This is a genomic window from Pseudomonas sp. F3-2 (assembly GCF_038804275.1).
Lineage (GTDB): Bacteria > Pseudomonadota > Gammaproteobacteria > Pseudomonadales > Pseudomonadaceae > Aquipseudomonas.
Genome location: NZ_CP152388.1, coordinates 5,083,770 through 5,098,348, shown reverse-complemented (window position 1 = coordinate 5,098,348; position 14,579 = coordinate 5,083,770). Strand labels below are relative to the sequence as shown.

The following is a 14,579-nucleotide window of genomic DNA, read 5'->3' as shown; positions in this document are numbered from 1 at the left end:
AGTTACTCGTATGAAGAAGTTCGCTATCGCTGCCGCTACTGCCACTGCTCTGACGCTGACTATGGCTAACGTAGCCATGGCTCAAACCTCTACTCAGGCTCCAATGGTGGTAGCCGCAGGTGAAGTCGCCAAAACCAAAGAAGCTACTTCCGACACCTGGATCACCACCAAGGTCAAATCCGACCTGCTGACCGAGAAAGGCATTCCAGGCTCCGACATCAAGGTTGAAACCAACAAAGGCGTGGTTTCCCTATCGTCGACTGTCGCTGTGACTGAAGCTCAGAAAACCACCGCAGTGGCTATCACCAAGAAAATCAAAGGCGTGAAAGCTGTTTCGGCTGACGGTCTGAAAGCTGAGTAATACCGATTCGACAGAACCGAAAGAACGGGCGATCGACGGCCAGGGAGGCCGCCGGTTGATCGATTGAAGGTTCATGCGAAGGCCATAAGGATGTGGCCATTACAGGCCCCGGCGCTCGCGCCGGGGCCTGTTCTATTTGGGGCAGGAAAAGAACGGAGCACAGCCGTTCAGGATTGAATGTCGGCTCATTGATAATCTGTCTCGATCAGGAGTATCTGGGTATATTTGTATCCGCTCTGACACTTTGGTGTGATGGGCAACTGTCTTTTTTTGAATAACTATTACGCTGCGTTGCTCCGTCCTTTCCTGGATCGGGGGCGATGAAGGGCGTTTGCCCCGGTCGACACATTTGCGCTGCCAATCCAGTTACCCACAATAAGGCCAGACTGTCGCAATGAATACCGTCCCTGCAGCGAGTCTGCGCAACCCTCGGGCTGAAGTGTCGCCCAGCATCTGGTTGCTCAGACTGGGTTCCGCCATGCTGACGCTGGTCATCTTCCTGATGGATTGGCTCAGCACCCTCGATGTCGCAATCGCCGTGCTCTATGTCGCCGTGATTCTGATGTCCGGAGACCTCTTTTCACGCAAGGGCGTGGCCACCGTTGCGTGCGTCTGTGGTTTTCTGACCCTGCTGGCGTACCTGCTCTCCCATGGAACGGGCTGGCTGCTGCCGCCGTTCGCCCGCTGTCTGGTGAGCCTTGCAGCGATCGGCATCACCGGCCTGCTTGTCCTGAAATACAGAATCTCCAAAGACGCGTTACGCGAGCAAGTGCGCCTGCTGCATCGCAGCGAGGCTTTCCTGGCGGGCGCTCAGCGTCTCAGCCAGACCGGAAGCATCGGGCTGAAATTGCCCAGTGCCGAAATGTACTGGTCCGACGAAGCCCGGCGTATTTTCGACTTCGATGAGCAGCTGCAACCGACGCTCGAATACATGATGGGCCGCGTTCATCCGGAAGACACCGACGGGCTCAAGGCGCTGATCGAGCAGGCGTACGCGCAGCACGCCAATATGGAAACCGAATTTCGCCTGCTGATGGCGGACGGTTCGAGCAAATTCGTGCGCATGCTTGCGCAGCAGGCGCACGACGCGTCAGGGTGCTGTGAGTACATCGGCGCGTTGATGGATGTCACAGCGAGCAAGAATGCCGAAGAGGCCCTGCATCGCTCGCAGAGCCAGTTGGCCCACGTGACCCGGGTGACGACGCTGGGTGAGATGGCGGCCTCCATTGCCCATGAAGTCAATCAACCCCTGGCCGCAGTGACCACCAATGCCGAAGCCGGGTTGCGCTGGCTCAACCGCGACGTGCCGGATCTGGGGGAGGTGCGCAGTGCCATCGAGCGCATCAAAAGCGAGGCGCATCGTGCCAGCGAGGTCATCCGCCGTATCCGCAGCCTTTCCCGCAAGAACGACCCCAGCCACGTGCAGGTGGATATTTTTGACGTGCTGCAGGAATCCGTGGCGCTCATTCGGCGCGAGATCCGTCGCCATCGCGTCAGCCTTGATGTGTATCCTGGCGACGGCGTTCATTGGGTCAAGGGCGATCGCGTGCAGTTGCAACAGGTGATCATTAACCTGTTGATGAACGCGATGCAGGCGATGTCCGGCATGCACACCAAAGAGCGCACCTTGTCGGTCGCGCTGGGTACGGCCATGAACGGCGATGTATTGCTGCGTATCAAGGACAACGGTCCAGGCGTGTCGGAGCAAAACCTGCCCAGCCTGTTCAATCCATTTTTCACCACTAAACCTGAGGGGATGGGCATGGGCCTGTCGATTTGCCGCTCGATCATTGACGCTCACGGCGGCCGCATCTGGGCCGAAAGCGAGTTGGGGCATGGCGCGGTCATGAGTTTCTCGCTTCCTGCCTACGAGCACATGCCGTCATGACGCCGGTCGACAAGAGCCCCATCGTCTTCGTCGTCGACGACGATCCCGCCATTCGCGCCGGGCTGGACAGCCTTCTGCGCTCGGTCGGCATGCGCGTTTACACCTACGCTTCGGGCGCGGAATTCCTCCAGCACGCCTTCGAAGATGCCCCGGCGTGTCTGATTCTGGACGTTCGGCTACAGGGCGAAAGCGGCCTGGATTTTCAGGTGCGGCTGGCTGAAATGAAGGTGTCCATGCCGATCGTCTTCGTCAGCGGTCATGGCGATATCGCGATGTCGGTCAAAGCCATGAAGGCCGGCGCGCTGGACTTCCTGGTCAAGCCGTTCCGCGAGCAAGACCTGCTGGATGCCGTCACCCTGGCATTGCAGAAAGACAGCAAACGGCGCGAGACGGGCAAGGTGTCTGCCGAACTTCGCGCACGTTTTCAGACCCTGACCGCACGGGAGCAGGAAGTCATGTCATACGCCGTGACCGGCTTGATGAACAAGCAGATTGCTTCGGAAATGGGCTTGAGCGAAATCACCGTCAAGATCCATCGCGGCCACGCCATGAAGAAGATGCAGGCCCGCACCTTTGCCGATCTCGTGAAGATGTCCGAGGCCCTGGCAGGGGAGTGATCCCTGCCGCAGGCTGGAAGTCAGCTGACTCGCCCGCGCTCGGCCATTGAAATGATGGTCTTCCTCCTATACGGGAGTATGAGTCGCTTAGCCTGATAGCTAATCGGAATCATGACCCCGTAATGTTAATTTTCCCTACGTCCTGAGTTCCTTCACGAAAGCGTCGGTTCATTGCTCTGATTCGAGCGGTGAAAGGGGAAAGCACATGCCATTGAATTCGATCAGCAGCTGGAAACGTGTTCGCTCCCTTGCGGCAGACGGACTCGCCCAGACCGCATGCGCGGCTCATTGAGGCACCATCCATGAACACCGTTCTGATCGAGCCCGCCAACGACCCTGTGTCGCGGATCACTTGCCTGCTGCCGGCGGAGCCGGATCATTCGGCCACGCCGGTGCCCGTGGTCAAGATTCAGGTGTGGATGTGGGGCGGGCTTGCGCTCGGGATACTGGTGCTGCTCGGTGCGCTCCTCGGCCTGCTTTACCAGCAGGCACGCAATCAGGCAGTTGCCGATGTGAGCAATCTGAATCGCATTCTTGAGGCCCGGCTGACCAGCATTCTGCATGACACCCAGACCGATTTGCAGGGCATCGCGCTGCGCCTGGACGATGACCTCTTGCGCGGCGGGGCTGCTCCGGCAGATGACGGGCGTCAGTTGCGGGCGTTGGGTCGGCGATTTCCTTCGGTGGGCCATTTCGACGTGCTGACGGCTGAGGGAAGCTTTCTGTTCGGTTCCGACGCCCGTCCGGACGCGCCGACTGCCAGCCAGCAGCGCTTTCGGGATGAACTTGCCCGACAGTCGCCCGGCGACGCCGCCGGCGACGCCGCCGGTGAGTCGGCCGTGCTCGATCACGATGTCGCGCGAGAGCTGCTTTACATCGCGGTTCCGGTGTTTGATCGGCAGCGGCATGTAGGCTGGATTGCGTCCAGCCTGCCGCTCAAATCCATTTTTGACGTTATCAGCCAGGTGAACGTCGGCGACCACGGGGTGATCACGTTACGTCGCTCGGACCGGCCCGACGCAGTGCTGCGCGTGCCCTCGGCGGCTGATTCGAAGCGAGATTACAAAGCCGACAGCATCGATCGGCTGGTGGCGCGGGGCAGCCAGGAGGGCGTGCTGGTCACGCGCTCGCGGGTTGACGGCGTCAAGCGTCTGTACGGCTACAAACGCGTCGGAGATTTTTCGCTGGTGCTGGTCACCGGGCTGGCCGCGCAGGATTATCTGCTGGGCTGGAAGTACACGGTGATCGCGTCGCTGGTCGTCTGCGGCGTGCTGTACCTGCTCATCATCGGCCTGACGCTGCGCTTGCAGGCCAACCGGATTCGCCGCCAGCAAGTGGTGGATGAATTACGTCAGAGCGCGTATCACGACGAACTGACCGGTCTGCCGAACCGGCGCTATTTGCTTGAGCGGGTCAATCAGGCCATCAACGACTGCGGGCGGGGTCAGCGTCTGGCGCTGCTGTATTTCGATGTGGATAACTTCAAGACCATCAACGATTCTCTGGGGCACGTCGCCGGGGACACGATCCTGCAGCGTCTGGCGCAGCGGCTGGTGGCCATGAAGCCTGCGGTGGACACGGTCGCCCGGCTCAGTGGCGACGAGTTTCTGGTGCTGGTGGACGACGATGACCCCGTCGCGTTGGCGCATCTGGTCGCGCGCATGCTTCAGGTCTTGCAGCAACCGCTTGAACTGGCGGGGTTTCCGCTGTCGATCTCAGCGTCCGCCGGCCTTGCGTTGTACCCCGCCCATGGCCACGATTTCGGCTCTTTGCTCAAAGCGGCCGATACTGCACTGGCGCAGGCCAAGCGCAATGGGCGCAATACCTGGGTGTTCTATGAGGCGGCCATGGGCGCGCGCGAATTGCGCCTGCTGCACATACAGACCGAACTGCGTCAGGCACACGAGCAGCAGGAGCTGGAGATCCACTATCAGCCGCAAATCGATCTGAAGACCGGCGAAGTCATCGGGGCGGAAGCGCTGCTGCGCTGGAATCACCCCGGCCTGGGCCAGATCACCCCCGGCGAGTTCATACCGGTCGCCGAATCCAGCGGCCTGATCATTCCGATCAGCCGCTGGCTGTTGAGCAAGGTCTGTCATCAGGCGGTGGCATGGCAAGAGGCTGGGTTCGGCGAACTGACTATGGCGATGAATTGCTCGGCGGTGCAGTTCCGCCAGGGCAACCTGGTGAATGAGGTCAAAAGGGCGCTGCACGAAAGCGGCCTCAAGCCGCACTTGCTGGAACTTGAGCTGACCGAATCCATTCTGATCGAGCATTCCGAACACGTGCTGGAAACCGTCCATGGCCTGAAGGCGTTGGGCGTGCGCATGTCCATCGATGATTTCGGCACCGGCTATTCGAGCATGGCTTATCTGAAGCGCTTTGCGGTGGACAAGCTGAAGATCGATCAGTCCTTCGTGCGCGGTTTGCTCAGCGACCCGCAGGATGCCGCGATCGTCCAGGCGGTGATCACGCTCGGACACAGTTTCGACATGAAGGTGATCGCCGAAGGCGTCGAGGATTTCGCCATTCTCGATGAGCTGGCGCTGCGCGGATGTGACGAAGCGCAGGGGTATTGCTTTGCCAAAGCGCTGTCGCCAGTGGCGTTTGATGTGTTCATGCTGGCGCGTATCGAGTCCACGTTCATCGCAGAGAGATGGGTCTGAGCCGATCCCGAGGTTGTCTGAATGGTCAGAAAATGTCCGTCCGTCGCCAATCATCACGAGTCATACGCCCGTATAATTCTCTGGTGCACGGCAGGTCGGTAACGTGTGAGCTGTTTCAATGCGCAACTTCGCGCTCTATTTTTCCGTTTAAAGGTAATCCTTTGTCCAGCCCCCCAATGATCGCTGTGGTCGACGACGACAATGCGGTCCGAGCCAGTATTGACAGTCTTGTCCGCTCTCTGGGTTTTGTCGTCCGGGTTTTCTCCTCGGCGGAGGAGTTCCTTGGGTCTGCCGAATTCACCAAGGCCGCGTGCCTGATCACTGATGTACAGATGCCCAACATGAGTGGCGTGGAGTTGCATGAGCACCTGACGTCCCACGGATTCAGCATCCCCACCATCTTCATCACTGCGTTTCCGGAAGACTCGGTACGCAAGCGCGCCATGACCGGTAGCGCGATATGTTTTCTCGCCAAACCGTTTCAGGCGAAATCATTGATCGACTGCCTGGAATCCACGCTGAAGTGACCGGGGTCTCGAGCACAATATTGTTCACATCCGCACGCTGATAATCAGGGAATCAGTCGGCTGACTTCGCAACATACTTTCCGAGCCGGCTTAGGCGCGGGGCAGGGAAGACAGTTCATACATTGATGAGTGGCGCAGTCGCAACGCAGCGACACAAAAATAATGTGCGCCTAGTCAATCTTCAGAAAAAATTCAATCAGATCATGGCTTTGCGCCATTATTTGAATTTCTCGACTTCGTCTTTTGATTCAAACTTTAAGCGGCGCTGAGCCTGGGCGACGGGCGAATCGCTCGTGGGTCGAACGAAAGTTCGTTCCTGGCGTTGCCCAGTGGGAAGATGAAACAAACGAGCGTGCCGCTTATTGCTGATTCACGTGCTCGCTGGAAGAGGTGCAGGCCGACACATTTGCAGGCTCGCTTGGCAGATGGATCTGAATCAACGCCACTAATTGACTGATCTGATGAATGCAGTCGGTCATCATATGCAGGCTGTTGTAATCCCCTTCGATCACTGCTTTGTCCATGAGACTTTTGGTCTGCGCGGCGAATTGAGCGAGTACGTGGGTGCGGGTTGCAACGTGCTGCAGGCTGGCGGCAAAACTCTGGTCGTTCCATCCCGGCATTTCCTGCACTTCCATGTGCGCGGGTCGCGAGGCGGCAACCGCGCCCAGATCATGAATGCGCTCGGCCAGAAACGCGATGCACAGCTCAGTCGCCTCACCGATACGATGAAACATCCTGCGCACGTCCACGAAGGTGACATGACGCGAGCGCACCTCTAGGCTCACGATGTGACGGTGGAGTTCCTGTGCCGTGATCAAGTGATCCTGCAGCAATTGCACAAGGGCCAAGCGGTCGGACAGCCTGGTCGAATGACGGGCACCATAGTGGGGCGAGCCCAGTGACAGGGCGTAGCGCGTGTGCACTTTCTTATGGCCGTTCATGACGATCTTCCTCGCAATCCGATGTGAGCAGTGATCTGAATCGTGGTGCCATAAACAATAAATCACTCGGCGACAAGCCTCACTCCTACCTGAATACAGACGATTAGTACCTGCGGTTAGGTGCTTAATACTTGAGTATTGGCACGGCTCTCGGGCGGTGAGGCGCCCGTTGCGCATGTCCTGTATGTCGCTGCGAGATAAACTTAAATAAGCGGCAAGATAAAATATTGGCGCCATTAAACAAGCGTCATGCTGTTGTTTTATATAAATAAACGCGAAGGTTGATCGAGGTCATCAACCGAGGTGGAACTTTAGATAGCGGTGTGCATAGATATTGCATACCACGCAGTTTATCGTTGAATGAGTGAAGAATTTACCCACTTGCCGCTGATACGTGAATGAAAGAATTCTTTGGCAGCATGGGCACTCAACTACTGTTATGCGTAATAAGTGCACTGATCTCCCGGGCCAGGCCTGAAACTCTTTTGTTGTGAGATTGAAAGCGATGCCCACTATCCCGCTGCTGATTTGCGACGATTCCAATATGGCGCGCAAGCAGCTCATCAGAGCCTTGCCTGCCGATTGGGGCGTGTCGGTCACGACGGCCACCAACGGACACGAAGGTCTGCAAGCCATTCGTCAGGGGCTGGGGCAAGTGGTGCTGCTGGACCTGACCATGCCGGATATGGACGGTTATCAGGCGCTCGCGGCCATGCGTGCAGAAAACCTGCAGGCCAAGGTCATCGTCGTCTCCGGCGACGTTCAGGAAGAGGCCGTCCGCCGCACCCTGGAGCTGGGTGCGCTGGCGTTTTTGAAAAAGCCGGCCGATCCGGTGGAGCTGCAGCAGACGCTGGAGCGGCTTGGGTTGCTCGGAGCGACTGGCCAGCCAACGCACGCTCCGGCGCCCAGAGTCGAACACTCCACCATCAGCTTCCAGGATGCGTTTCGCGAGACCGTCAACGTCGCAATGGGCCGAGCCGCGGCGCTGCTGGCTCGAGTCCTGGGTGTTTTCGTGCAGTTGCCGGTGCCCAACGTCAACATGCTCGAAGTCGGCGAGCTGCACATGGCGCTCGCCGATGCGCAGGCCAACGACCGCCTGACTGCCGTCTGCCAGGGCTATATCGGCGGCGGCATCGCCGGTGAGGCGTTGTTGCTGTTCCATGATTCGGAAATCTGCGACATGGCCCAGCTCATGAAGATAGATGACCGCGATTACTCCGAGATGGAAATGCTGCTGGATCTGTCATCGATCCTGATCGGCGCATGTCTGAGCGGCATCGCCGAGCAGATCGACATCGCTTTTTCTCAGGGTCATCCCCAGGTGCTGGATGTGCACAGTGGCATCGAGGAGCTGATCCGGATCAATCAGCAACGCTGGAAAAAGACGCTCGCAGTGGAGATCAGTTACAGCCTGGAAGGCCACAACGTCCATTTCGACCTGCTGATGTTGTTCACCGAGGATTCGGTAGAGCGGCTGTCGCGAAAACTCGCCTACCTGATGAGCTGATTCATGAACGATCGTATCGACATCAAAGAGCTTCACTGGCTGCTGACCATCACCCAGAGCATCGACGTCGGCGTGGTGGTGCTCGATCAGGATTACTGCGTGCAGGTCTGGAACACCTTTATGGAAAACCGCTCCGGTGTGCTCCCTTACGAAGCGGCGAACCGATCGTTTTTCGAGCTGTTTCCCGAAGTGAATCAATGCTGGCTGAAAAAGAAAATCGACAGTGTCATCACCTTGGGCACGCCGGCGTTCACCATCTGGGAGCAGCGCCCGTTTCTGGTCCGGTTCAAGAGCTACCAGCCGATCACCGGGCAAGAAGATTTCATGTATCAAAACACCACGATGTTTCCGCTGCGATCCACCAACGGCGAGGTGACGCACGTGTGCCTGGTGATCTACGACGTGACGGATGTGGCGACCAACCGGCTGCAATTGCAGGCCGCCAACCGAGAGCTGCAGAAGCTGTCCAGCACCGATCGACTCACTGGCCTATATAACCGCGGGCACTGGGAAGAAGCGCTGCGTCTGGAGTACGCGCGTCATGTGCGTTACGGCACGTCTGCAGCGCTGGTGATGTTTGACATCGATCACTTCAAACGCGTGAACGACACGTACGGGCACCAGTGCGGTGACAAAGTCATTCAGCGCGTCGCCGATGTGATTCGCGGGCATATTCGTGACTCCGATATCGCCGGTCGCTACGGCGGCGAGGAATATGCGGTGCTGCTTCCCGACACCGATAAATACGGCGCCGGGATGTTTGCCGAACGCTTGCGTGTTGCGGTTCAGGAGCAGGAAATCACCCACGAGGGCGAAGCCATTCGCTGCACCATCAGCCTGGGCGTGGCCGACATGAACACCCCGCTCAGCGAGCACAAGACCCTGATCGAATGGGCGGATCAGGCCCTGTACGCCTCGAAGAAGAACGGGCGCAATCAGGTTTCGTTGCACGAGGCGGGGTGAAGCGCCGTATGACTGGGTGATGCAACATTTGTAAGAGTGAGCGAGCTGTCTTTGACGACCCCTTCGATCAACGGCTTAACATCCGACGCCTTCCCGGCTAAAGCCGGTCCTACGAAAAGCTTGCGGCGTCGTAGGACCGGCTTTAGCCGGGAAGAGGCCGGCGCGTACTGTGGAGATGCGGGGGTAGGAAATCAGTCTTCGTCCGATGACGGCCCCGAGCGTGCTCACTCCCTCAACTGCCTGTTGGGCTAAGACAATTCGGCAAAATCACTCAGCACGTCATCGCGCAGGGCAATGAAACGCGCATCGCTGCGGTTGCGCGGGCGGGGAAGGTCAATGTCGACGATACGCCGGATCCGGCCGGGATGCGGCTGCATCACCACCACGCGATCGCCCAGATAGACCGCCTCGTCGACGTCATGGGTGACGTGGACCATGGTGATCTTTTCGTGCTGCCAGATGTTCTGCAGTTCTCTCTGCAGGCGGGTTCGGGTCAGGGCGTCGAGGGCGCCGAAAGGCTCGTCCAGCAGCAACACGCTGGGGCGATTCACCAGCCCTCTGGCAATGGCCACACGCTGCGCCATGCCGCCGGAGATTTGATGTGGATAAGACTCCGTGAAGTCCTGCAGACCGACCAGATGAATGTGCTCGCGTACGGTGTCGCGTTTCTGCGCGGGCGTCAGCGGCGCATTTTTAAGGCCCACGGCGACGTTCTGCTCCACCGTCAGCCAGGGAAACAGGCGGTGATCCTGAAACACGATCCCACGCTCCAGGCCGGTGCCTTTGATCGGCTTTTCGTCCAGCAGAATGCGCCCGTCGAATTCCTCATCCAGCCCCAGAATCAGCCGCAGCAGCGTGGACTTGCCGCAGCCGCTGGCGCCGACAATCGTGATGAATTCGCCGGGCGCGATGTCGAGCTGAACGTTGTCCAGTACTTGCAGCCGGGTGTCGGCGCTGGCGCTGAAATGTTTGCTGATGTTCTCCAGGCGCAGGCCGTTGCCTTGCTGGGCTGGCGTCTGCGCAGAGCGTGATTGAATGGCGGCCATGATTGATTCCTTTGAAATACGGGATAAGTCGGGATCGGTGGTCAGCGCGGCAAAATGCCGTAGAGCCGTTGCATGCGCCGTTCCAGACGACGGGCCAGGACGTTGAGCGCCCAGCCGACGAGGCCGATGACGATCATGCCGAACAGCACCAGATCCATCATGAAATGCTCGCTGCCGTCGATCAGCGCGTTACCGATGCCTTCGCCGGAGACCAGCAGGTACTCAGCCCCAATGGTTGCCAGCCATGAGTACACCAGCGCCAGATAGATGCCGGTGAATATCGACGGCAGCGCGGCGGGAAGCATGACGCCGACGATGGTCTGCCAGCGGGTGAAACCGTACACCTTCGCCACTTCCAGCAACGCAGGGGAAACGCTGCGCAGGCCGTCGCATGTGTTGACCACCACAGGCACCAGCGCAGCCAGCGAGAGAAACACCACTTTGGCGACGTCACCCAGGCCGAACCAGACCGAGATCAACGGAATCCAGGCGAACAGTGAGATCTGCTTGAAGGTGTTGAAACTGGGCCCCACCAGACGCTCGAACAATCTTGAGAAACCCAGCAGGCAACCGAGCACCAGGCCCAGTGTGGTGCCGATGAAAAAGCCACTGAGATCACGGGCCAGGCTGGCTGAAATCGCCCGCCAGAATTGCCCGGACGACACTTGCTCCCACGCAGTGACCGCCACTTTGCCCGGCGACACCAAGAGCCCGGAATCACTGAATCCCTGACTGGCGGCCAGCCACCACACAGCGATACCCACAATGGGCACGACCCAGCCTCGGTAGCGTGGACCCTGACTGCTTCGCGCAACCGTCAATGTGCTCATGCCAGGCTCCTCATCGTGGTCGTCCGACCTTTGTTCAGACGGCGTTCGATGAACTCGAAACCGCGATCGATCAGCAATCCGACCGTGCCGACCACCACGACCGCCGCCATCACCAGATCGAGCTGAAACAGCTGACGGCCGTAGGCGATCAGGTAACCCAGCCCTTCACTGGACGCGAGCAGCTCGACGACCACCAGCGACAGCCAGGCCTTGGTGAAACCCAGGCGCAGCCCGGTGAAGATCGGTGCCACGGCCGAGGGCAGCACGATGTCGGTAACGATCTGGCGTTGGCTGAAACCGTAAGCGCGACCCACTTCCAGCAGGCGTTTGGGCACTTCGTGAAACGCCTGGAGCGTGCACAGCGTCACGGGCACCAGCGCGGCGTGGGCGATCAGCACGTACTTGAGCGGCTCGCCGATGCCGAACAGCAGCAACGCAAAGGGCATCCAGCCCAAGACCGGAATCTGCACCAGCGCGTTGAAGGTCGGCAGCAGGTAATCCTCGATCGTTTTCGACAATCCCATCGCCAGACCGAGGCCGATGCCCAGACTCGAACCGATCAGAAAGCCCACCAGCACGCGTTGCAGGCTCGCCGACGCGTTGAGCCACAAGTCACCGCTGGTGATCAGATCTCCCAGCGTCTGATACACAAACGCAGGGGGTGGCAGCACTTGCTCGGACAGCCAGCCCCGCTCGGTGCCCAGGTACCAGAGCCCGAGCAGCGCCAGCGGCAGCAGCCAGGGCAGGGCGCCGTTGAGGGCGCGGCTTCGCCAGGCGGTTTTCGCCGTGTGCGCGTGCGGTACGCGTCGAGGCGCGCGCACCGGGGCCGCAGGCAGGCGTTCAATGGTCGCGCGCTTCTTGGCGGGCAGCGATTGCGCGTCGAGCGCAGGCGCATTGGCTCTGGCCATGTCATCAGCCTCCGTTATTGACGGGTTTGTCCGAAGACGCCGTCGCGTTGTTCGCAGGCTGCTTGCCGTCGGCGCCATAGGCGGTCCAGTAATTCTGCAGACCCTTGGCCTTCAGCGCGTTCTCCAGATAACGGGTTTCAAACCAGCCATCGATCGACACCGGCCGACGAATCATTTTTTCTTCCTTGGCCTGGTCGGCGACCGCTTGATAGCGCGTGCGCAGGAATTCGTCCACCAGCGGCGAGGCGCTGTCGCGCAGGCTCAGATGATCGAAATCGGCTTTGAGCGACGCCACCGGCTCGTTGGTTTTGGCCCATTCGTTGAGTACGGCGTCGCGGTTGTTTTCATCGGATTCCCACTTGGCCGCATCGACCAGCGTGTCGACGACTTTCTGCACGTTGTCGGGGTGCTCTTTCTCGTAGGCGCCGCGAACCACGAGCGCGCACTGACGGGTGTAGCGCACCTCGTTTTTCGGGTTGTCGAAGATGATGTCGACCAGCCCCTGATCGCGCAGCTTGAACAGCTCGCGCCCACCGAATGCCGCGTCGACGCCTTTGGAAACCAGAGCGGCCTGACTGCTGCCGCTGTCCAGGTTGATCACTTTCAGGTCGCGTTCGGTCAGGCCGTGATCGGCCAGCAGGTTGATCGAAACCAGATGGCCGTTGGTGCCGCGAAACACGGCCACTTTCTTGCCCTTCAGGTCCTCGATGGTTTTGATGTCCGAGCCCTTGGGCACGGCGAGGTAGACGTTGGAACGCACACCGATGGCCGCCAGCAGCTTGGTGTCCAGGCCATTGGAGCGGCCCACCACCTGCGGCAGGTCGCCTTCATAGGCGAAGTCCAGTTGCTGATTCGACAAGGCCTCGTTGACCGCAGGCCCCGCGCCTTTGAAGAAGAACCACTGCACTTCGGTACCGGTCCCCGCGAAGGCTTTTTCCAGCAATTGCTGATTGCGCACGATGCCCAGCGGCGAGCCGCTGAAGGTGACCGGATCACCGCCACCGGCGGACGCCACACCAATGCGAATCACGTCCGCTTCGGCCAAGGGCATCATCAGCAGCGCCGCCAGTGCGGTAGCTACGCTTTTTGTGCTGAATACAGATGTTCGCTTGGCCTTTGCCATGACGTTTCTTCCTTAGATAAATGAGAGGTGCGAGTCAGGCCGCCAGGTGTTTCTTGTCGGCTTCTGTCTTCGGCGAGAGGGTCTCGGGTGTGGGTTTGATCGCCTGGCTTGCACGACCGTCAACGCCCACCGGAATGTCGCCCGCAATGGTGGTACGACGCACCACGCGTTCGGCGTTGCCGTAGTCGTTGATGGCGATGTGTTGAGTGGCGCGGTTGTCCCAGATGACCACGTCGCCCTCGCTCCAGCGCCAGCGCACGGTGTTGTCCAGATGGGTGATGCGATCGTGGAACAGGCGGATCAGCTGCTTGGAGTCATTGCTGCTGACGCCCTGAATCTGCTTCACGAAATGCCCCAGCAGCAGGCTGCGCTCGCCGGTTTCCGGATGCACGCGCACCAGTGGGTGTTCGGTCTCATAAACTTCGGCAGTGAACTGCTCGCGGTAGCGCTTCACGCCCGCGTCGCCGGTATCCCGTGGCGCGGCATAGTCGTAAAGGTTGGTATGCAGGGCGCGCAGGCTATCGGCCAGGGCTTTCAACGGCGTCGGCAGGTCGGCGTAGGCCGAGGCGGTGTTGGCCCAGACGGTGTCGCCGCCGTAGGGTGGAATCACCACACCGCGCAGGATGGAAATCTTGGGGTAGTTGGCGACGAAGGTCACGTCGGTGTGCCAGGAATTGGCCCGCGTTTCCTTGGCGTCGAGATGAAGAATGGCGCTGCTTTTCTCGGCCGAACGGACGGTGGGGTGCGGAACCTGATCGCCGAAGCGGCGGGAAAAACTTTCGTGTTCTTCGTCGTTGAGAAACTGCTCGCGGAAAAACAGGACCTTGTGTTTGAGCAGTGCCTGATTGATGAAATCGAAATCCTGCTCGGAAATATCACCGGAAAGTCTGACGCCGCTCAACTCGGCGCCAATTCGTCCTGCCACGGGTTTTATCTGAATTGCCATCTGCCTGACTCCTGTTCAGGTTGTTGTGGCTCAGATCATAAAGATATAAATCGGTAGATCGCTAATCACCTTTTTTCATAAATATAGAAGGAGAGTTTATGCGCCATGTTTATGAAGATAACCAAATAACATAAGGTTATTTCGAACTTTGCCGAGTTGCTTCAATTCGGTGAATGGCAATCGGACGGGGCAGTGGAAGGATCAAGCGCCTGACTTGTTCGCGATGCCCTTCGCGGCAGCCAAGAACCGCTTG

Annotated in this window: 13 protein-coding genes; 7 read left to right on the top strand and 6 right to left on the bottom strand. The window is 59.2% G+C overall.

Annotated features, from left to right (window positions below):
• The first annotated feature begins 10 nt into the window (after positions 1 to 10).
• From AAGQ88_RS22830 to AAGQ88_RS22810, 5 genes are all read left to right on the top strand, one after another.
• Positions 11 to 361 carry a BON domain-containing protein gene (locus AAGQ88_RS22830; protein ID WP_285422988.1) on the top strand — a complete coding sequence of 117 codons (351 nt, stop codon included), beginning with the start codon at positions 11 to 13 and terminating at the stop codon, positions 359 to 361.
• 394 nt (positions 362 to 755) lie between these two features.
• Entirely contained in the window at positions 756 to 2,249 is a 1,494-nt protein-coding gene (locus AAGQ88_RS22825; protein WP_342653657.1) for an ATP-binding protein, read from the top strand.
• Entirely contained in the window at positions 2,246 to 2,866 is a 621-nt protein-coding gene (locus tag AAGQ88_RS22820) for a response regulator transcription factor (RefSeq protein ID WP_093464294.1), read from the top strand. Before AAGQ88_RS22825 ends, AAGQ88_RS22820 begins: the two co-directional genes overlap by 4 nt.
• Positions 2,867 to 3,168: 302 nt before the next feature.
• Positions 3,169 to 5,532: an EAL domain-containing protein gene (locus AAGQ88_RS22815; RefSeq protein WP_342653656.1), complete on the top strand. Its 2,364-nt coding sequence runs from the start codon at positions 3,169 to 3,171 to the stop codon at positions 5,530 to 5,532.
• Positions 5,533 to 5,693: 161 nt separating this feature from the next.
• Positions 5,694 to 6,059, top strand: coding sequence for a response regulator (locus AAGQ88_RS22810; protein WP_285422991.1), 366 nt, complete (start codon positions 5,694 to 5,696; stop codon positions 6,057 to 6,059).
• A 359-nt stretch (positions 6,060 to 6,418) separates the two neighbouring features.
• Here the strand turns inward: AAGQ88_RS22810 and AAGQ88_RS22805 are convergent, their stop codons facing one another.
• Positions 6,419 to 7,003 (bottom strand): hypothetical protein, encoded by a 585-nt coding sequence (locus AAGQ88_RS22805; RefSeq protein ID WP_342653655.1) that lies wholly within the window; start codon positions 7,001 to 7,003, stop codon positions 6,419 to 6,421.
• Between the two features lie 505 nt (positions 7,004 to 7,508).
• Here AAGQ88_RS22805 and AAGQ88_RS22800 point away from each other — a divergent pair.
• The gene (locus AAGQ88_RS22800; protein ID WP_342653654.1) at positions 7,509 to 8,510 is read left to right on the top strand and encodes a response regulator; all 1,002 of its coding nucleotides are present in this window, start codon (positions 7,509 to 7,511) and stop codon (positions 8,508 to 8,510) included.
• Positions 8,511 to 8,513: 3 nt separating this feature from the next.
• Complete coding sequence (locus tag AAGQ88_RS22795) at positions 8,514 to 9,473, top strand: diguanylate cyclase (protein ID WP_342653653.1); 960 nt, start codon at positions 8,514 to 8,516, stop codon at positions 9,471 to 9,473.
• Positions 9,474 to 9,721: 248 nt separating this feature from the next.
• Here AAGQ88_RS22795 and AAGQ88_RS22790 read toward each other — a convergent pair whose 3' ends face one another.
• Genes AAGQ88_RS22790 through AAGQ88_RS22770 form a run of 5 tightly spaced genes read right to left on the bottom strand, consistent with a single transcriptional unit; the run spans position 9,722 to position 14,326 of the window.
• Positions 9,722 to 10,519, bottom strand: a complete 798-nt coding sequence (locus tag AAGQ88_RS22790) for an ABC transporter ATP-binding protein (protein ID WP_342653652.1) — start codon at positions 10,517 to 10,519, stop codon at positions 9,722 to 9,724.
• A gap of 41 nt (positions 10,520 to 10,560) precedes the next feature.
• Positions 10,561 to 11,349, bottom strand: a complete 789-nt coding sequence (locus AAGQ88_RS22785; RefSeq protein WP_285422996.1) for an ABC transporter permease — start codon at positions 11,347 to 11,349, stop codon at positions 10,561 to 10,563.
• A complete protein-coding gene (locus AAGQ88_RS22780) occupies positions 11,346 to 12,257 on the bottom strand; it encodes an ABC transporter permease (RefSeq protein WP_342653651.1) in 912 nt (303 codons plus the stop codon). The genes AAGQ88_RS22785 and AAGQ88_RS22780 overlap by 4 nt, the downstream gene beginning before the upstream one ends.
• A 4-nt stretch (positions 12,258 to 12,261) precedes the next feature.
• Entirely contained in the window at positions 12,262 to 13,380 is a 1,119-nt protein-coding gene (locus tag AAGQ88_RS22775) for an ABC transporter substrate-binding protein (RefSeq protein ID WP_093464275.1), read from the bottom strand.
• 34 nt (positions 13,381 to 13,414) lie between these two features.
• Positions 13,415 to 14,326: a TauD/TfdA family dioxygenase gene (locus AAGQ88_RS22770; protein ID WP_342653650.1), complete on the bottom strand. Its 912-nt coding sequence runs from the start codon at positions 14,324 to 14,326 to the stop codon at positions 13,415 to 13,417.
• Positions 14,327 to 14,579 lie beyond the last annotated feature (253 nt).

What these genes read in the sequence shown, in the direction of transcription:
- AAGQ88_RS22795 (WP_342653653.1), top strand. Translation starts at nt 8,514, where the DNA reads ATGAACGATCGTATCGACATCAAAGAGCTTCACTGGCTGCTGACCATC.
- AAGQ88_RS22800 (WP_342653654.1), top strand. Translation starts at nt 7,509, where the DNA reads ATGCCCACTATCCCGCTGCTGATTTGCGACGATTCCAATATGGCGCGC.
- AAGQ88_RS22780 (WP_342653651.1), bottom strand. Translation starts at nt 12,257, where the DNA reads ATGGCCAGAGCCAATGCGCCTGCGCTCGACGCGCAATCGCTGCCCGCC.
- AAGQ88_RS22825 (WP_342653657.1), top strand. Translation starts at nt 756, where the DNA reads ATGAATACCGTCCCTGCAGCGAGTCTGCGCAACCCTCGGGCTGAAGTG.
- AAGQ88_RS22830 (WP_285422988.1), top strand. Translation starts at nt 11, where the DNA reads ATGAAGAAGTTCGCTATCGCTGCCGCTACTGCCACTGCTCTGACGCTG.
- AAGQ88_RS22815 (WP_342653656.1), top strand. Translation starts at nt 3,169, where the DNA reads ATGAACACCGTTCTGATCGAGCCCGCCAACGACCCTGTGTCGCGGATC.
- AAGQ88_RS22820 (WP_093464294.1), top strand. Translation starts at nt 2,246, where the DNA reads ATGACGCCGGTCGACAAGAGCCCCATCGTCTTCGTCGTCGACGACGAT.
- AAGQ88_RS22785 (WP_285422996.1), bottom strand. Translation starts at nt 11,349, where the DNA reads ATGAGCACATTGACGGTTGCGCGAAGCAGTCAGGGTCCACGCTACCGA.
- AAGQ88_RS22770 (WP_342653650.1), bottom strand. Translation starts at nt 14,326, where the DNA reads ATGGCAATTCAGATAAAACCCGTGGCAGGACGAATTGGCGCCGAGTTG.
- AAGQ88_RS22790 (WP_342653652.1), bottom strand. Translation starts at nt 10,519, where the DNA reads ATGGCCGCCATTCAATCACGCTCTGCGCAGACGCCAGCCCAGCAAGGC.
- AAGQ88_RS22805 (WP_342653655.1), bottom strand. Translation starts at nt 7,003, where the DNA reads ATGAACGGCCATAAGAAAGTGCACACGCGCTACGCCCTGTCACTGGGC.
- AAGQ88_RS22775 (WP_093464275.1), bottom strand. Translation starts at nt 13,380, where the DNA reads ATGGCAAAGGCCAAGCGAACATCTGTATTCAGCACAAAAAGCGTAGCT.